This window comes from Actinomadura logoneensis, assembly GCF_003428695.1.
GTDB lineage: Bacteria > Actinomycetota > Actinomycetes > Streptosporangiales > Streptosporangiaceae > Spirillospora > Spirillospora logoneensis.
Genome location: NZ_QURH01000073.1, coordinates 1 through 17,690, shown reverse-complemented (window position 1 = coordinate 17,690; position 17,690 = coordinate 1). Strand labels below are relative to the sequence as shown.

The 17,690-nt window shown below is 73.0% G+C and carries 14 protein-coding genes; 8 read left to right on the top strand and 6 right to left on the bottom strand.

Annotated elements, in window-relative coordinates:
* Positions 1–824, top strand: an 824-nt coding sequence (locus DZF91_RS03610) for a hypothetical protein (protein WP_207661881.1), incomplete at its 5' end; no start/stop codon positions are given.
* Positions 825–941: 117 nt separating this feature from the next.
* Complete coding sequence (locus tag DZF91_RS03605) at positions 942–1,775, top strand: phosphoribosylaminoimidazolesuccinocarboxamide synthase (RefSeq protein WP_117356076.1); 834 nt, start codon at positions 942–944, stop codon at positions 1,773–1,775.
* Between the two features lie 245 nt (positions 1,776–2,020).
* Here DZF91_RS03605 and DZF91_RS03595 read toward each other — a convergent pair whose 3' ends face one another.
* Positions 2,021–2,641 carry a MarR family transcriptional regulator gene (locus DZF91_RS03595; protein ID WP_117356075.1) on the bottom strand — a complete coding sequence of 207 codons (621 nt, stop codon included), beginning with the start codon at positions 2,639–2,641 and terminating at the stop codon, positions 2,021–2,023.
* Positions 2,642–2,713: 72 nt separating this feature from the next.
* On the opposite strand from DZF91_RS03595, the gene icmF reads away from it, so the two are divergent.
* From icmF to DZF91_RS03580, 3 genes are read left to right on the top strand one after another with little or no spacing between them, the layout of a single operon-like run.
* Positions 2,714–5,926 carry a fused isobutyryl-CoA mutase/GTPase IcmF gene (icmF, locus tag DZF91_RS03590; protein WP_117356074.1) on the top strand — a complete coding sequence of 1,071 codons (3,213 nt, stop codon included), beginning with the start codon at positions 2,714–2,716 and terminating at the stop codon, positions 5,924–5,926.
* Between the two features lie 13 nt (positions 5,927–5,939).
* On the top strand, positions 5,940–6,671 hold the full coding sequence (locus tag DZF91_RS03585; RefSeq protein ID WP_199486385.1) for a helical backbone metal receptor: 732 nt from the start codon (positions 5,940–5,942) through the stop codon (positions 6,669–6,671).
* Positions 6,672–6,698: 27 nt separating this feature from the next.
* Complete coding sequence (locus DZF91_RS03580) at positions 6,699–8,975, top strand: TerD family protein (RefSeq protein WP_117356073.1); 2,277 nt, start codon at positions 6,699–6,701, stop codon at positions 8,973–8,975.
* 150 nt (positions 8,976–9,125) lie between these two features.
* Here DZF91_RS03580 and DZF91_RS03575 read toward each other — a convergent pair whose 3' ends face one another.
* Complete coding sequence (locus DZF91_RS03575) at positions 9,126–10,277, bottom strand: acyl-CoA dehydrogenase family protein (protein WP_117356072.1); 1,152 nt, start codon at positions 10,275–10,277, stop codon at positions 9,126–9,128.
* Between the two features lie 222 nt (positions 10,278–10,499).
* Between DZF91_RS03575 and DZF91_RS03570 the strand changes: the two genes are divergently transcribed.
* Entirely contained in the window at positions 10,500–11,603 is a 1,104-nt protein-coding gene (locus tag DZF91_RS03570; protein ID WP_117356071.1) for a calcium:proton antiporter, read from the top strand.
* 462 nt (positions 11,604–12,065) lie between these two features.
* On the opposite strand, the gene DZF91_RS03565 is transcribed toward DZF91_RS03570, so the two are convergent.
* From DZF91_RS03565 to DZF91_RS03555, 3 genes are all read right to left on the bottom strand, one after another.
* Complete coding sequence (locus DZF91_RS03565; protein ID WP_117356070.1) at positions 12,066–12,401, bottom strand: DUF3099 domain-containing protein; 336 nt, start codon at positions 12,399–12,401, stop codon at positions 12,066–12,068.
* Between the two features lie 315 nt (positions 12,402–12,716).
* Positions 12,717–14,099: a metallopeptidase TldD-related protein gene (locus DZF91_RS03560; RefSeq protein ID WP_117356069.1), complete on the bottom strand. Its 1,383-nt coding sequence runs from the start codon at positions 14,097–14,099 to the stop codon at positions 12,717–12,719.
* Positions 14,096–15,595, bottom strand: coding sequence for a TldD/PmbA family protein (locus tag DZF91_RS03555; protein ID WP_117356068.1), 1,500 nt, complete (start codon positions 15,593–15,595; stop codon positions 14,096–14,098). The genes DZF91_RS03560 and DZF91_RS03555 overlap by 4 nt, the downstream gene beginning before the upstream one ends.
* 219 nt (positions 15,596–15,814) lie before the next feature.
* Between DZF91_RS03555 and fabG the strand changes: the two genes are divergently transcribed.
* On the top strand, positions 15,815–16,519 hold the full coding sequence (gene fabG, locus DZF91_RS03550) for a 3-oxoacyl-[acyl-carrier-protein] reductase (protein WP_117356067.1): 705 nt from the start codon (positions 15,815–15,817) through the stop codon (positions 16,517–16,519).
* A gap of 5 nt (positions 16,520–16,524) precedes the next feature.
* The gene (gene fabI, locus DZF91_RS03545; RefSeq protein WP_117356066.1) at positions 16,525–17,313 is read left to right on the top strand and encodes an enoyl-ACP reductase FabI; all 789 of its coding nucleotides are present in this window, start codon (positions 16,525–16,527) and stop codon (positions 17,311–17,313) included.
* Between the two features lie 126 nt (positions 17,314–17,439).
* Here fabI and DZF91_RS39385 read toward each other — a convergent pair.
* On the bottom strand, positions 17,440–17,690 hold a 251-nt coding region (locus DZF91_RS39385), incomplete at its 5' end, for a hypothetical protein (RefSeq protein WP_199486384.1).

Genomic DNA, 17,690 nt, shown 5'->3' with positions numbered 1-17,690 from the left:
GCACCGGCCTCACGGCCGGAGTGGCGGCCGCAGCCGTCGCGATCGCCGTCGCGACCGGCTCGGTCGGCGCGTCCCCACGGCACGGCGGCCCGTCCGCGCACGGGGGAGGACCGTCCCCGGCGGCCGCCCCGGTCAGCGCCCGCCAGGTGTTCCTCGCCGCCGCCGACAGCGCGTCCCAGGCGCCGGAACGCATCGGCAAATACTGGCACCTCCGCGTGATCACCCACGACGCGCAGGGCGTGGTGGTCAGGAACGACAGTTACGACCAGTGGTTCCGGCGCGACGGACGCCACTACTCGAGCGGTCTGAAGAGCGGCTGGAAGCCGTGGTTCGCTCCCAAGCAGGAGTCCGGCTTCATCGTCGGCGGGCCCAGGCTGACGTTCGAGGAGCTTCGCGCGCTGCCGTCCGACCCCGGGGCGCTGGTCGCCCGGATGACCCGGTACGTCGAGGACGCGCACATCCGGACGGGCGGGGGCGAGCTGGACGCGGGGGGCCGGCGGATCGAGGTGCTGAACGACCTGTTCGTGCTGTCGACGCAGTCGCCGGTCACCGGGAAGGTGCGCGCGGCGGCCTTCCGCGCCCTGGCGCAGGCCCCCGAGGTGAGGAGCCTCGGCCGGACCGCGGGCGGGGTGCGGCTGAACATGCCGGTGCTCTTCGACCCCAAGGGGATGGACGTGGTGCTCGACCCGGCCACCGGCAGGCTGCGCGACTCCGGCACCTTCATCGCGAGCGACGGCTCCCAGCTCTTCATGGAGCCAGGGCGCACGGTCTCGATCATCGCCGGGTGGACCGACACGCTGCCGGGCGAGAGCCGGCCGAAGTGATCGCGGGGACGCCCCGGGCGCCCGCGTCCGGGGCGTCCCAGTACACTCCTGGTCGCGGGACGGCCCTCACCGGCCGCCGGACGACCTGGGGAAACGAGAGCTGAGGCAACGATCCGCATGGAACTGATCCACTCGGGCAAGGTCCGCGACGTCTACGCCGACGGGGACGACCTGGTCCTGGTCGCCACCGACCGGGTGAGCGTGTACGACGTGGTGCTGCCGACCGAGGTCCCCGACAAGGGGAAGATCCTCACGCGGCTCTCGCTGTGGTGGTTCGAGCAGCTCGCGGACGTCGTGCCCAACCACGTCATCTCCGCGACCGACGTGCCCGCCGAGTTCGCCGGCCGGGCCATCCGCGTCCGGCGCCTCACGATGCTGCCCGTCGAGTGGATCGCGCGCGGCTACCTCACCGGCCTCGGCCTGAAGCAGTACCAGAAGGACGGCGCGGTCTCGGGCGTCGAGCTGCCGCCGGGCCTGGTCGAGTCGGACCGGCTGCCCGAGCCGATCTTCACCCCGACCACCAAGGCCACCGTGGGCCACGACGAGTTCATCACCTACGCCGACGTGGTCGCCGAGATCGGCGCGGACACCGCCGCCGAGCTGCGCGAGACGACCCTGGAGGTGTACCGGCGCGGCGCGGCGCTCGCGCTCGACCGGGGCATCATCATCGCCGACACCAAGCTGGAGTTCGGTCGCGCCGCCGACGGGACGCTCGTCCTCGGCGACGAGGTGCTGACGCCCGACTCGTCCCGGTTCTGGCCGGCGGACCGGTACGAGCCGGGCCGCACGCAGGACTCCCTCGACAAGCAGTTCGTCCGCGACTGGTCGGCCACCCTCGACTGGGACCGCACCGCGCCCGGCCCGGAGATCCCGGCCGAGGTCGTGGACGCCACCCGCGCCCGCTACGTCGAGGTGTACGAACGCCTCACCGGCGCCCGCTGGGACGGCTGAGCCCCGACCGTCCTCCACACGTCCGAACGGCCGTGCCCCGCTCCGGGGGCGCGGCCGTTCCGCGTTGACGGCCTCCGGGGACGCCGCCCGAACGCCGCCTTGAAGCCGCCGCCCCACACGTGCCGCCGCCCCTCAGCCGCCGTCCCGGCCGCCTCCGCCACCCCGGGACGCCTCCGCCTCGGCCTCCGCCTCCGCCTCGGCCTCCGCCTCCGCCTCCGCACGCAGCCGTCCCCGGACGCCTCCGCTCACGGACGCCGTTCCGTGGTCGCGCGCCAGGGGAGCGGCGCGTCCTCCGCCAGGGGCGTGTCGTCGGCCAGGGGCGTGTCCTCCGCGAGCGGGACCTCCTCGGCGGGGAGGTCGCCCGCCGACGCGCGGACGGCGCGCAGCGCGGCGGTGATCGCCGCCGCCTGGGCGGGGGAGAGGCCGGGCATCCCGAAGTCGGCGTCGTGCAGCGCGGCGGTGGCGGCCTCGGCCAGCTCGCGGCCGTCGGCGGTGATCGTCGCGAGCACCACGCGGCGGTCGTCGGGGGAGGGGGCGCGGCCCACCAGGCCGCGCCGTTCGAGCCGTCCGATCACGTTGGTGACCGAGGCGGCGTGCACCATGAGCCGCTGGCCCATCTTGCCCATCGGGAGCGTGCCGGTGCGGGTGAAGGCGAGCAGGCGCAGCGCCTCGTAGGCGGCGAAGGTCAGCCCGAACGGCTTCAGCACCGCCTCGATCCGGCCGAGCAGCAGCTGCTGGGCGCGCATCACCGAGGTCACGGCCGCCATCTGGTCGGCGTGGCCGGGCCACCGGGCGCTCCACTGGCGGTGCGCCTCGGCGATGGGGTCGAGGGAGTCCGTGCCGGTCACGGGGCCACCGTACGGCACTCCGCGGGTCTTGACTGATTCGCCCACGGTTATTACTTTAACTTCTAAATATTGGATGTCCAAGGAGTTCTGATGTCGGGATCGCTGCACGTGCCGGTGCACCCGGTGCGGTTCGTCACGGCGGCCGCCCTGTTCGACGGGCACGACGCGGCCATCAACATCATGCGGCGCATCCTGCAGGCGCAGGGCGCCGAGGTCGTGCACCTCGGGCACGACCGGTCGGTGCGCGAGGTCGTGGACGCCGTCCTGGAGGAGGACGCCCAGGGCGTGGCGATCAGCTCCTACCAGGGCGGCCACGTCGAGTACTTCGAGTACCTGGCGCGCAGCCTGAAGGAGGCCGGGGCCGAGCACGTGAGGGTGTTCGGCGGCGGCGGGGGAGTGATCGTCCACGAGGAGATCGCGCGGCTGGCGGACGCCGGCGTGCGGATCTTCTCCCCCGAGGACGGCCAGCGCCTCGGCCTGCCCGGAATGATCAACGAGCTGGTCCGGGACGCCGACGTGGACCTGGCGGCCGAGCCGTCGGGGGTGGACGAGGTGCTGGCCGGCGACCGCCGCGCCCTTGCCCGCGCGCTCACCTGCCTGCAGGCCGGCCGCTACGACGGCATCGGCGCGCTGCGCGAGGCGGCGGCCTCCCGGCAGGTCCCGGTGCTCGGCATCACCGGCACCGGAGGCTCCGGCAAGTCCTCGCTCACCGACGAGCTGGTCCGGCGGCTGCGCGCCGACCAGCAGGACAAGCTGCGCGTCGCGGTCCTCGCCGTCGACCCGACCCGGCGGCGCGGCGGCGGCGCGCTGCTCGGCGACCGCATCCGGATGAACTCCCTGGACGGCGACCGCGTGTTCTTCCGCTCGCTGGCCACCCGCGGCGCGCGCGAGCTGCCCGAGCACGCCGAGGACATGATCGCCGCGGTCAAGGCCGCTGGCTACGACCTGGTCATCCTGGAGACGCCCGGCATCGGCCAGGGCGACGCCGCGGTCGTGCCGCTGGTCGACGTCTCGCTGTACGTGATGACGCCGGAGTTCGGCGCCGCGTCCCAGCTCGAGAAGATCGACATGCTGGACTTCGCGGACGTCGTGGCGATCAACAAGTTCGAGCGGCGCGGCGCGGCGGACGCGCTGCGCGACGTGTCCCGGCAGCTCGTCCGCAACCGCGAGGCGTTCGGCTCGCGGCCCGAGGACATGCCGGTGTTCGGCACCAGCGCCGCCACCTTCAACGACGACGGCGTCACGGCCCTCTACCAGCACCTGGCCGGACGGCTCGCCGAGCACGGCCTGCGGCTCGCGGAGGGGACGCTGCCCGAGGCGGCCACCAAGGTCTCCACCGGCGCCGCGCAGATCATCCCGCCGGGCCGCGTCCGCTACCTGTCGGACATCGCCGACACCGTCCGCGGCTACCACGCCGAGACCGAGAAGCAGGTCGCGGCCGTCCGGCGCGCGCAGCGGTTCGAGCTGGTCCGCGCCGAGCTCACCGACACCGCCGAGATCGACGCCAAGACGGAGGAGGCGCGCCGCGCCGTCGCCCCCGAGGCCGCCGAGCTGATCGCCCAGTGGCCCGCGACCGTCGAGGCGTACTCCGGCGACGAGCAGGTCGTCCGCGTCCGGGACCGGGAGATCCGCACGGCGCTGACCCGCGAGTCGCTGTCGGGCAACCGCATCCCGCGCGTCGCGCTGCCCCGCTACGAGGACCACGGCGAGCTGCTGCGCTTCCTGCGCCGCGAGAACCTGCCCGGCCGGTTCCCGTTCACCGCCGGGGTGTTCCCGTTCAAGCGCGACAACGAGGACCCGGCCCGCATGTTCGCGGGCGAGGGCGACCCGTTCCGCACCAACCGCCGGTTCAAGCTGCTCAGCGAGGGCCAGCCCGCGACCCGCCTGTCCACCGCGTTCGACTCGGTGACGCTGTACGGCCGCGACCCCGACGAGCGGCCCGACGTGTACGGCAAGGTCGGCACGTCCGGGGTGTCGGTCGCGACGCTGGACGACATGAAGGCGCTCTACGACGGCTTCGACCTCGCCTCGCCGACCACCTCGGTGTCGATGACGATCAACGGCCCGGCGCCGACGATCCTGGCGTTCTTCCTCAACACCGCGATCGACCAGGGCCTCGACGCCTTCCGCGCCGAGCACGGCCGCGAGCCGTCGCCGGACGAGGCCGCCGAGATCCGCGCGCGGGTGCTGACGACCGTCCGCGGGACCGTTCAGGCCGACATCCTCAAGGAGGACCAGGGTCAGAACACCTGCATCTTCTCCACCGAGTTCAGCCTGCGGATGATGGGCGACATCCAGCAGTGGTTCATCGACCACGGCGTCCGCAACTTCTACTCGGTGTCGATCTCCGGCTACCACATCGCCGAGGCCGGGGCGAACCCCATCAGCCAGCTCGCGTTCACCCTGGCCAACGGGTTCACCTACGTCGAGTCCTACCTGGCGCGGGGCATGGACATCGACGACTTCGCGCCGAACCTGTCGTTCTTCTTCTCCAACGGCATGGACCCCGAGTACAGCGTCATCGGACGCGTCGCCCGCCGCATCTGGGCCGTGGCCATGCGCGAGCGCTACGGAGCCAACGAGCGCAGCCAGAAGCTCAAGTACCACGTCCAGACGTCGGGCCGGTCCCTGCACGCGCAGGAGATGAACTTCAACGACATCCGGACGACGCTGCAGGCCCTCATCGCGATCTACGACAACTGCAACAGCCTGCACACCAACGCCTACGACGAGGCCGTCACCACCCCGACCGCCGAGTCCGTCCGCCGCGCCCTGGCGATCCAGCTCATCATCAACCGGGAGTGGGGCCTGGCGATGAACGAGAACCCGCTGCAGGGATCGTTCGTCATCGACGAGCTGACCGACCTGGTCGAGGAGGCCGTCCTCGCCGAGTTCGACCGGATCAGCGAGCGCGGCGGCGTGCTCGGCGCGATGGAGACCGGCTACCAGCGCGGCCGGATCCAGGACGAGTCGATGCTGTACGAGCAGCGCAAGCACGACGGGTCGCTGCCCATCGTCGGCGTCAACACCTTCCGCGGGCCGGACGGTGCGCAGGAGGGCGGCAAGCCGCTGGAGCTCGCCCGCGCGACCGAGGAGGAGAAGCGCTCGCAGCTCGACCGCGTCCGCGGCTTCCAGGACGCCCACCGCGCGGAGTCCGAGGCGGCCCTCGCCGAGCTGAAGCGGGCGGCCCGGTCCGGCGAGAACGTGTTCGCGGTGCTGATGGACGCGGCGCGCGTGTGCAGCCTCCAGCAGATCACCGACGCGTTCTTCGAGGTCGGCGGCCAGTACCGCCGCAACGTCTGAGGACGGGACGGCCGTGCCCGCCGACATCCGGGTCGTGTCGCTGGTGCCGTCGCTGACCGAGTCGGTCGCGGCGACGGCACCCGGCGCCCTGGTCGGGGCGACCGACTGGTGCAGCCATCCCGCCGACCTCGACGTCACGCGGGTGCGCGGCACCAAGAACCCCGACCTGGAGGCCGTCCGGGCGCTCAAGCCGGACATCGTGCTCGCCAACGCCGAGGAGAACCGCGCCCCCGACCTCGACCTGCTCCGCGCGGCCGGGCTGCGCGTCTGGGTCACCGACATCCGCACCGTGGACGACGCGTTCACCCAGCTCCGAGCGATGCTCACCGAGGGCTGCGGGCTGGACGTCCCGGCCTGGCTGGATGAGGCCGAACGGGCCTGGGCGTCCGTCGAGCCCGCGTCGCCGCCGCTGCGCGCGGTCATCCCGGTGTGGCGGCGGCCGTGGATGGTCGTCGGACGCGACACCTTCACCGGCGACGTCCTGCGCCGCCTCGACGTGGAGAACCTCTACGCCGACCATCCCGAGCGGTACCCGAAGGTCCCGGTCGGCGAGCTGAACGCGGCGCGGCCGGATCTGGTCGTCCTGCCGGACGAGCCGTACGCCTTCACCGCCGAGGACGGCCCCGAGGCGTTCCCCGGCGTCCCCTGCGCGCTCGTCAGCGGACGCCACCTCACCTGGTACGGGCCGTCCCTCGCCGAGGCCCCGCGGGTGCTGCGCGGGCAGCTGGAAAACCCGATGGTCTAGCCGGGCCCGGTTTGCCACCATGTCCGGATGAAGACCGACCTGGAGGCCCTCGTCGTCCGCCACACCCGGCGCGTCCCGCTCCCGCCCGGTCCCGCCGGGGACGGCCAGTCCGGGGACGGCCAGTCCGGGGACGGCGCGGGCATGGCGCGGCGCTTCGACGCCGCGCTGATGGCCGCTGGGTTCAAGCTGTCCGGCGACCTGCTCGCCGCCCTGTCCCGGCTGGACGCCCAGACCGTGGTGAGCCTCGCCGTGCGGACGCTCGCGACCGTCCGGGAGATGGTCGGCGACCACGTCCGGCACAACGCCTACTTCATCGACTTCCCGCGCAACGTCCCGGACACCTTCGAGTTCTGGATGGACTGCGTGCGCGCGGCGTTCTCCGACCCCGCCGACCGGGACAAGGCCGAGACCGCGCTCAGCGAGGGCGCGCTCGACCTGCTGACGCTCCCCACCTACGGGTCCTACCAGCACACCTACGAGCAGATGCTGGCCCGGCACGGCGAACTGGTCGCGTCCGCCCGCGACCGGGTGACCGTCCTGCACCTCGGCGGCGACCTGGAGACCGAGGCCACCCGCCTGTACCTCGCGCTCGGCGGGAGCGGCACCCCGCTGAACGAGGACGACGCCCGCGACCTCGCCGTCCTCGCCGAGCACTGCGTGCACGGACCGCAGCCGGAGCAGATCCCGGTGCGGGAGATCCGCGCCGTCATCAACCGCGCGCGCCTCGAGGCGGGCGGCGAACCGCTGCTCGACACCGTCACCGACGTGCTGCGCCTCGCCTGCGCGCTCGCGGGCGGCGACGTCACCCTCCAGGAGCCGACCCGCTTCCCCGCCTTCCCGCGCCGGACCCGCCGCGCGCTGCTCGGCGGCCTGGACCGGGTCGTCGCCGGGAACCCCGCCAAGCTCGCCGACACCGGCGTCCACGCCGAGCGCTGGAAGCGCCTCGGCGAGCGGCTGCACCCGCACGAGTACCCGCGCTGGCCGCACGCCGCCGACGTGTTCGCCGTCGCGCGCGGAGACAAGCCCGCGCCGACCCCGGACGCCCGGATCGAGGCGCTGCTCGCGGCAGGCGACGTCCTCGGCGCGGTCGAGCTGCTGGCCACCATGCCCGGACGCCTGTTCCGCGCGCTGGACCGGCTCCTGCGCATGCCGCTGCTCCCCGGCGAGCAGGAGGCCGTCCTCACCGCCGCCGAGCGCACCGCGAAGGACGTGTCCGGGCGCGTGCTGCTGTCCGTCCGCGAGCACCTGGCCAACCGCGCGAAGCCCGCCGCCCCGGACGTCGAGGACGCCCCGGACGACCGGAGGGCGAAGCGGAAGAGCAAGGCCGAGCGGAACCGCCCGCAGCGTGTGTTCGTGAACCGCCGCGGCCGCGCCTGGGCGGCCCCGGAGACCCGTGGTCCCGTCCCCGCGCCGGTGCGCGAGCGCCTCACCGCCCTGCTCGACGCCGAGGTCGCGCGCCGCCTGCCCGCCGAGGGCCGGCTGCTCGTCGACCCGGACATGCTGGACGTGGCGCTCCCGCTCAGCGGCCGGGCCGCCGCCGGGGGCTTCGCCGTCCTGCCGCGCGGCTCGCGCTCGCGCGTCGAGGGCGAGGTGCTGCGGTTCTTCATGTACTGGCGGCAGCGCGGCGCGATGACCGACTACGACCTCTCCGCGCTCATGCTGTCCAGCGGCTTCGACTCCCCGGCCTGGATCTCGTTCACCAACCTCAGGGACGGGGCGGGCGCGCACTCCGGCGACATCACCAACGCCCCGGAGGGCGCGAGCGAGTTCATCGACCTCCGTCTCGGACGGTTCGAGCGCACCTACGTGCTGCCGCAGGTGCACATCTACGGGGGTGAGGGGTTCGACTACGTCGAGGAGTCGTTCTTCGGCTACATGACCCGCGACCCCGAGCAGGAGGGCCGTCCGTACGAGCCGCACACCGTCCGCATGAAGTCCGATCTGCGCGGTCCCGGCCGGGTCGCGCTGCCGCTGGTCTTCCAACGGAACGAGGACGGCACCTGGACGGCCCGCTGGCTGCACCTCTACCTGACGGGCAGCCCCGCCTACAACCAGGTCGAGAGCAGCCACGTCAGCGTCACGGCCCTGCTGCGCGCCTTCGTGGACCGCGAGTACCTCACGGTCGGGCACCTGGTGGAGCTGATGGCGGGCCGGGGCGCCGAGGTCGTCCGCTGGGACGGTTCGTCGCCGGTCGCCGGGGACGGCCGTCCGGTCACCTACCTGGGCCTGGAACGCCCCGACGGCCTGCCGGAGGGGACGCGGACGATCACGCCGGAAAACCTGCGTGACCTCATCCCGGTCTGAGTGTTAGCGTGATCGCGGTGAGGCCATGAGGGGGCTTCCTTCTCACCTCTTATGCCCTAGTCCTCTCGCTCTCCTCGCCACCTGCCTTCAGGACCCGGGCGCGTCCCTTGCCGGACGCGCCCGGTTCCGTTTTCCCAGGGGCTCGGCCGGTCAGACCTTCATGTCCTTGGCGATGATCGTCTTGAGGACCTCGCTGGTGCCGCCGTAGATGCGCGTGACGCGCGCGTCGGCGTACAGGCGGGCGATGGGGTACTCCAGGATGTAGCCGTAGCCGCCGTGCAGCTGCAGGCACTTGTCCACCACGCGGGCCTGCACCTCGGTGCAGAACAGCTTGGCGACGGCCGCGTCCGCGGGGGTGAGCTCCCCGGCGTCCAGGGCCTCGATGCAGCGGTCCACCAGCGAGCGGGCCGCCTCCACCTCGGTCTGGCACTCGGCCAGCACGAACTTGGTGTTCTGGAAGGACGACACGGTCTTACCGAACACCTGCCGCTGCTGGACGTAGTCCTTGGCGAAGTCCACGGCGGCGGCGGCCGAGGCGTAGGAGCTGAGCGCGATGCCGAGGCGCTCCTCGGCCAGGTTGTGGGTCAGGTACTCGAAGCCCCGGCCCTCCTCGCCGAGCAGGTCCTCCACCGGCACGCGGACGTCCACGAAGGACAGCTCGGCGGTGTCGGACGAGCGCAGCCCGATCTTCTCCAGCTTCCGTCCGACCGAGTAGCCCTCGCTCTTGGTGTCCACGACCAGGATCGACAGGCCCGCCCGGCGGTTCTCCGGGGACGCGGGGGAGGTGCGCGCGACGACCAGCACGCGGTCGGCGAGCACGCCGCCGGTGATGAAGGTCTTGGCGCCGTTCAGGATGTAGTGGTCGCCGTCGCGACGGGCGGTGGTGGCGATGCCCGCCAGGTCCGAGCCGGTGCCGGGCTCGGTCATCGCGATCGCGAACATGGCGTCGCCGGAGACGAACGGCGGCAGCCACCGCTTCTTCTGCTCCTCGTCGGCGTACTTCAGCAGGTAGGGCAGGCAGAGGTTGACGTGCACGCTGTACCCGCCGAAGCTCACCCCGGCGCGGGCGCACTCCTCGGCGATGACGGCCTGGTACTTGAAGCTGGTCTCGCCCGCCCCGCCGTACTCCTCGGGGACCTGGATGCCGAACACGCCCAGCTCGCCGAGCTGGTTGTAGAACTCGCGCGGCGGGTGGCCGGCGGCCTCCCAGTCCTCGTAGCGCGGCGCGACCTCGGCGTCGATGAACGCCCGGATGGTCTCCCGGAACGCCTCGTGGTCCTCGTTGAACAGCGTACGGCGCACTGCGCGGCCCCTCTCTCGGCGGCTCTTGGGTGTCTGCCGGCGGAACGCCGGAACTTCTCGAACAGGATTCTAGTAACGGCCGGAGGCGGCCGGCGCACGCGGGTCCGGGGAGGGGGCGGGCCGGTCGGCGAGCCGGAAAATTTACTGGACGAAAGCCGTAAAACCCCTGACCAGCAGGGCGGACACGGGTGCACGCGAGGGAGGAGCGGGCACGATGCGTACATGATCGCTGTCGCAGGGCGAAGGATCACCTGGACGGGGGTGATGCCGTGGCTGGGGCTGCTGGCGCTCCTCGCCACCTGGGGGCGCGCGCTGTCGTACCCGGTGGCGGGGCTGGTGGGCCTGCTGATGGCCGGGGCGGTGCTCGCCGCCGTGCACCACGCGGAGGTGGTCGCGCACCGGGTCGGCGAGCCGTTCGGCTCCCTGGTGCTCGCCGTCGCGGTGACCGTCATCGAGGTCGCGCTGATCGTCAGCATGATGGTCTCCGGCTCCGGCGGCAAGGCCGCCACCCTCGCCCGGGACACCGTGTTCGCCGCGGTGATGATCACGACGACGGGGATCGTCGGGATCTCGCTGCTGGTCGGGGTCCTCCGCCGGCACACGGTGGTCTTCAACGCCGAGGGCGCGGGCGGCGCCCTCGCCACCGTCGTCACCCTGGCGACCCTCAGCCTGGTCCTGCCGACCTTCACCACCAGCCGCGCCCGCAACGAGTTCAGCCCTCCGCAGCTGGCCTTCGCGGCGGTGGCGTCGGTGGTCCTGTACGGGCTGTTCGTGCTCACCCAGACCGTCCGGCACCGCGACTACTTCCTGCCGGTGGCGCGGGGCAGCGGGGAGGCCGTCGAGGAGAAGGAGCACGCCGCGCGGCCGTCCGGGCGGGCCACCCTGACCAGTCTCGGGCTGCTGCTGATGGCCCTGGTCGGGGTGGTCGGGTTGGCGAAGGTCGAGTCCCCGACGATCGAGTCGGTGGTGGCCTCGGCGAATCTCCCGCAGGCCGTGGTCGGCGTGGTGATCGCGCTGCTGGTGCTGCTGCCGGAGACCATCGCGGCGGTCCGGGCCGCCGCCCGGGACCGCCTCCAGATCAGCCTGAACCTCGCGCTCGGCTCGGCCCTGGCGAGCATCGGCCTGACGATCCCGGTGATCGCGGTGGCGTCGATCTGGCTGTCCGGGCCGCTGAGGCTCGGCCTGGAGCCCGTGCACATGGTGCTGCTGGCGGTCGCGGTCGTGGTGTCCGTCCTGACCGTCGTGCCGGGCCGGGCGACGCTGCTCCAGGCCGGACTGCACCTGGTGGTCTTCGCCGGCTTCCTGTTCCTCGCCGTCAGCCCCTGAGGACGGACGAGACGGGCGAGACGGGCCTGGCGCCGGGGAAGTTCAGCCGCCGGGGGTTTCGGTCACTGGCCTGATCCGGCCGGGGCCGGTGCTTGCGACCTGGACCCGAGGCCGCTAGACGGGGTGCGGTGCCGGTCGGCAGGCGTTCCGTACGGGGTGCGGTGCCGGTCGGCAGGCGTTCCGTCCCTGGTGAGGCCCCATCTCGGCCGCCGGGCCACCCGTACGGTCGCCGGGCCTCCCACACGGGGGCCAAGGCCGTCCCGGCCGGACGGCACGGGGATGCCCGTTCAGGGCCTGGAGAAAGTAAAAGCGACGCCGGGTGGATACGGGGGCAATCCACCCGGCGTCGCATCATCGGTGTTCCGACGGGGGCCCGGAACACCGGCACGGGCGCCCCGACGGGGGACCAGAGCGCCGGTACAAATCGTACACCGAAACCCCCTGGTCCGAGTCAAGGGAATGTCACGACCCGATTTCTGGTCGATGTCCGGAAACCTCATTGCGGCCGTGGTCTTCGGGGCCGTCGAACTTGGCCCGGGAGACCGGCTCGCGCCCGCCGTTGGCGACCACCACGCTGATGTAGGGCAGGAAGAGCGCGCCGACCACGAACAGGCCCACGACCCACAGCGGGGCGCCCGCCATGCCGCTGAAGACCGCGCCGAGGAAGCACACGGTGCGGATGCCCATGGACAGCAGGTACCGCTTCTGGCGGCGGCCGATGTCCTCCGACAGCGGGCGGGGAGCGTTGGTGACCGTGTACACGACCTGCGGCGGTACACGCTGGTGCTTGACCTTCACGTTTTAACGTTAGTCCCCCTATGGGCGAACGGCGACACCAGGTCACGCCAAATCGGGACGACGTTTCTGAATGGTTCCTGAAGAAAGCCTCATCCTCGCCGAAAGCGTGACCTCAACGCCCCGAAGGCCCTCTGGACGCACCGGTGGGCGGCCCTGCGAAGGAACCGCCCACCCACTGCCGTCCGACTCCTACAGACCGCCCAGCGGCCGTCCACCGGCCGTTCCAGCGACCGGCGCCAAGGCCGCCGCCAGACCCGCGACCGAGCCCGCGACCGAGCCCCGCCACCGAGCCGGCCGCCGGGCCGGAGGGGCGGTTCAGGACGCCTGGGAGACCGTCGACATGTTGAAGTCCGGCACCCGCACCGGCGGCATCGACGTCCGCTGGAAGTAGTCCGACCACTCGCGCGGGAGCGTCCGGACGGCCCCGCCCACCTCGGTGAGCCGGCCCAGCAGGTCCACCGGGCTCTCGTTGAACCGGAAGTTGTTCACCGCCCCGACGACCTCGCCGTCCTCCACCAGGTAGACGCCGTCGCGGGTGAGGCCGGTGAGCAGCAGCGACTGCGGCTCGACCTCGCGGATGTACCACAGGCACGTGAGCAGCAGACCCCGGTCGGTGCGGGCGACCATGTCGTCCAGCGTGGCGTCCGCGCCGTCCGGCCCGGCCATCAGCAGGTTGTCCACCGGCGGCGTGACGGGCAGCCCGGTGGCCTCCGCCGACCGGCGGGTCTGGGTGAGCGCGGCCAGCGTCCCCTCGCTGATCCAGTCGGTCGCCGCGAGCGGGAGCCCGTTGTCGAACACCGACTGGGTGCGGCCCGAGGCGTGCGCCACCACGAACGGCGCGGCCTGGATCCCGGCCGCGGCCGGGTCGCTGAACAGCCGGACCGGCAGGCTCGCCAGCTTCTCCCCGATCCGGGTGCCGCCGCCCGGCGCGGAGAACACCGTCGCGCCGTCGGCGGCGTCCCGCGCCGCCGCCGACCAGTACAGGTAGATCATCAGGTCGGCCACCGCGGACGGCGGCAGCACCGTCTCGTACCGTCCGGCGGGCAGGTCCACCCGGCGCTCGCCCCAGGCCAGCCGCCGCGTCAGGTCCGACGCCATCGCGTACACGTCCACGTCGGCGAAGTCGCGGGTGCTGACGCCGTTCCACGCCGACCCGCCCGCGCCCTTGGCGTTCAGCTCCAGGATCCCGGCGGGCTGGTCGTGCCGGGCGCGCAGCCCCGCCGACGACCCGACGAACGTCGAGGTGACCACGTGGTTGGCGAACCCGTACAGCCGCTGGTCGGCCGCCGCGGCCTCCGCGAACGCGGCGCCCAGCGCGGGCGCGACGGCGCCGTAGACGCCGATGCCGGTGTCGGCGGGCGCCGCGGCCCAGTCGCCGGACTCCCCCGACAGCAGGGGCGCGGCGTCCTCGGCGGGCTCACCGGACGCGGCGGCGGCCTCGGCCGCGCGCACGACGTCCTCGACGTCGTCGCGGCCCACCCCGGACCGCGAGACCACGCCCGCCGCGACGCCGTCGCCGGAGCGGCGCAGCGCGACCACGGTGAGCCGGTCGGCGCGGGACACCCCGTTGGTGGTCAGGGTGTTGCCCGCCCATCGCAGGTTCGCGGTGCTGGTGGCGTCGGCGATGACGACGCAGTCGTCGGCGCGGGACAGGGCGAGGGCCCGTTCCACGGCCTCCTGCGGGGAGAGTGCGCTCACTGGCCCGCCTCCTTGACCGTGTTGAGGATGTTGACGCCGCGGAACACCGCGGCGGGGCAGCCGTGGCTGACCGGCGCGACCTGCCCCGGCTGGCCCTTGCCGCAGTTGAACGCGCCGCCCAGCACGTAGGTGGACGGCCCGCCCACCGCCTCCATCGAGTTCCAGAACTCGGTGGTGCTGGCCTGGTAGGCGACGTCGCGGACCTGCCCGGCGAGCCGGCCGTTGCGGATCCGGTAGAACCGCTGCCCGGTGAACTGGAAGTTGTACCGCTGCATGTCGATCGACCAGGACTTGTCGCCGACGACGTAGACGCCGTCCTCGACCCCGGCGATCAGTCCCTCGGTGTCGGGGCCGTCCGGGTCGGCCGTCAGCGACACGTTCGCCATCCGCTGGATGGGGGTGCTGAGCGCCGAGTCGGCGAACGCGCAGCCGTTGGACCGCTCGGCGCCGGTGAGCCGGGCGATGCGCCGGTCCAGCTGGTAGCCGGTGAGCACCCCGCCGGAGATGATGTCGAACGCCTGTGACTGCACGCCCTCGTCGTCGTACCCGATCGTGGCCAGGCCGTGCTCGGCGGTGCGGTCGCCCGTCACGTTCATGATCTCCGACCCGTACCGGAGCGTGCCGAGCTGGTCGGGGGTCGCGAAGGACGTGCCCGCGTAGGCGGCCTCGTAGCCGAGCGCCCGGTCCAGCTCGGTGGCGTGCCCGATCGACTCGTGGATGGTCAGCCACAGGTTGGACGGGTCGACCACCAGGTCGTAGCGGCCCGCCTCCACCGACGGCGCGGCCAGCTTCTCGGCCAGCAGCTCGGGGATGCGGGCCAGCTCGGCGTCCCAGTCGTGGACGTCGCCGACCAGGAACTCCCAGCCGCGTCCGGCGGGCGGCGCCAGCGACCGCATCGTGTCGAACGCGGTGTCGGTGATGCCGGTCGCCTCGACCACCGGGTGCAGCCGGACCCGCTGCTGGGTGGTGACCGTCCCGTTGAGGTCGGCGTAGAACTTGTTCTCCCGCACCTGCAGCAGCGCGGCGTCCACGTGGTCGACCCGGGCGTCGCCGAGCAGCCGGCGGCTCCAGTCGGCCAGCAGCCCGATCTTGTCGCGGGTGGGGACGGTGAACGGGTCGATCTCGTAGGACGACACCCACGTCACGTCCCCGTGCGACGGCTCGGGCGCCAGCTCGACCGGCTCCCGGTTGACCGGGGCGGCGACGCGCGCGACCTCGACCGCCCGCTCGGCCAGCGCCGCGGCGCCGCCGGTGGTCAGGTCGGTTCCGGCGGCGAAGCCCCACGTCCCCCCGGCGACGACCCGGACCGAGAGCCCGAGGTCGCTGTGGTCGGCGGCGGTCTCCAGGACGGCGTCGCGCAGCCGCAGGTCCTGGGTGCGGACGCGCTCCACCCGGACGTCGGCGTGCTCGGCCCCGAGCTCGCGCGCGCGGCTCAGCGCGGCGTCGGCGAGCGCCCGCAGCGGCAGTGCGGTGAAGGCGGGATCAATGTCATGCACCCTGCTCAACCTACCGGGCCGGGGCCTGCTCGATCATGCCGATACCGACCGGTGTCGCGGCGTGCCGCGACGGGTCCGGAACCGGCCGTCCGGCGGGGCCTCCGGACGGCTCCCGGAACAAAGGCGGCCTCCGGATCTTGTCGGGAAGGAACATCTCGCGGGCGGGGCCGCGGTCGATACGCTCGAGCCCGATGTGATGCGGACAACGGAAGGCATGAGATGAGTCGCTCTGTCCTGGTGACGGGCGGGAACCGGGGCATCGGCCTGGCGATCGCGCGAGAGCTGGCCGCCGCCGGTGACAAGGTCGCCGTCACCTACCGCTCCGGCGAGCCCCCGGAGGGGCTGTTCGGGGTGCGCTGCGACGTGACCAGCTCCGAGGACGTGGACGCCGCCTTCGCGAAGGTGGAGGCCGAGCAGGGCCCGGTCGAGGTGGTGGTGGCGAACGCGGGCATCACCAAGGACACCCTCCTGGCCATCATGAGCGAGGAGGCGTTCACCTCCGTCGTGGACACCAACCTCACCGGCGCGTTCCGGGTCGCCAAGCGGTCGGTGAAGGCCATGATGCGGGCCCGGAAGGGACGGATCATCCTGGTCTCCTCGGTGGTCGGGCTGCTCGGCTCGGCGGGGCAGGCCAACTACGCCGCGTCCAAGGCGGGCATGGTCGGCTTCGCCCGGTCCCTCGCCCGCGAGCTGGGCTCGCGCGGGATCACCGTCAACGTCGTCGCGCCCGGCTTCGTCGACACCGACATGACCGCCGCGCTGACCGAGGAGCAGCAGAAGACCATCAAGAGCGTGATCCCGCTGGGCCGCACCGCGCGGCCGGAGGAGATCGCCAAGACCGTCGGGTTCCTGGCGTCCGACGACGCCGCCTACATCACCGGCGCGGTCATCCCGGTGGACGGCGGCCTGGGAATGGGGCACTGAGCGCGATGGGCATCCTCGAAGGCAAGAACATCCTGGTCACCGGTGTCCTCACGGACGCCTCGATCGGGTTCCACGTCGCGCGGGTCGCGCAGGAGCAGGGCGCGCGGGTCGCGCTGACCGCCTACCCGCGGCCGACCCTGACCGCCCGCACCGCCAAGCGGCTGCCGTCCGGCCCCGACGACGTCCCCCCGGTGATCGAGCTGGACGTCACCAACGCCGAGCAGCTCGACGCGCTCGCCGGGAACCTCGCCGACGCCGGCTTCGACCGGCTGGACGGCGTCGTCCACTCGATCGGCTTCGCGCCGCAGACCGCGCTCGGCGGCAACTTCCTCGACACCCCGTGGGAGGACGTCGCGGTCGCCGTGCACTCCTCGGCGTACTCGCTGAAGTCGCTCACCATGGCCTGCCTGCCGCTGATGAAGGACGGCGGGTCGGTCGTCGGGCTCGACTTCGACGCCACCAAGGCGTGGCCGGTGTACGACTGGATGGGCGTGGCGAAGGCGGGCCTGGAGTCCACCTGCCGCTACCTGGCCAAGTACCTCGGCCCGCAGAACGTCCGGGTGAACCTGGTCGCGGCCGGGCCGCTCGGCACCATGGCCGCCAAGAGCATCCCCGGCTTCCAGACGATGACCGACCTGTGGCCGCGCACCGCGCCGCTCGGCTGGGACATCAAGGACAGCGAGCCCACCGCGAAGGCGATCGTGGCGCTGCTGTCGGACTGGTTCCCGGCGACCACCGGCGAGATCCTGCACGTGGACGGCGGCCTGCACGCCGTCGGCGCCCCTCCCGCGTAGCGGCGCACGGGAAACGACGCGCCCAGCCCCACGCACGAGAACGGCGGTGGCTCCGGTCCGACGACCGGGGCCACCGCCGTTCGTCGTCCGTGCGGGCGTCCAGGCGGACGAGCGGATGCGGGGGCGTCAGCGGCGGCGCGGACGGCGGCGCATCTGGCGTCCGATGTGGCTGATGTTCAACGCGGCGGCGGCGCCCACGACCGCCGCGGACCCGGCCACCCACAGCATCCGGTCGCCCTCGGTCCGCTCGGACGCCGCGACCGGCGCCACCAGCCGCGTCTGCGGGACGGGCGCGGCGCCCGGCTGGACCGTGTCCGGCCCGGCGACCTGCGGCGGCAGCAGCCCCGGCAGGTCCGTCCGCGAGCCGTTCGGCGCCG

What these genes read in the sequence shown, in the direction of transcription:
- DZF91_RS03605 (WP_117356076.1), top strand. Translation starts at nt 942, where the DNA reads ATGGAACTGATCCACTCGGGCAAGGTCCGCGACGTCTACGCCGACGGG.
- icmF (WP_117356074.1), top strand. Translation starts at nt 2,714, where the DNA reads ATGTCGGGATCGCTGCACGTGCCGGTGCACCCGGTGCGGTTCGTCACG.
- DZF91_RS03580 (WP_117356073.1), top strand. Translation starts at nt 6,699, where the DNA reads ATGAAGACCGACCTGGAGGCCCTCGTCGTCCGCCACACCCGGCGCGTC.
- DZF91_RS03570 (WP_117356071.1), top strand. Translation starts at nt 10,500, where the DNA reads ATGATCGCTGTCGCAGGGCGAAGGATCACCTGGACGGGGGTGATGCCG.
- fabG (WP_117356067.1), top strand. Translation starts at nt 15,815, where the DNA reads ATGAGTCGCTCTGTCCTGGTGACGGGCGGGAACCGGGGCATCGGCCTG.
- fabI (WP_117356066.1), top strand. Translation starts at nt 16,525, where the DNA reads ATGGGCATCCTCGAAGGCAAGAACATCCTGGTCACCGGTGTCCTCACG.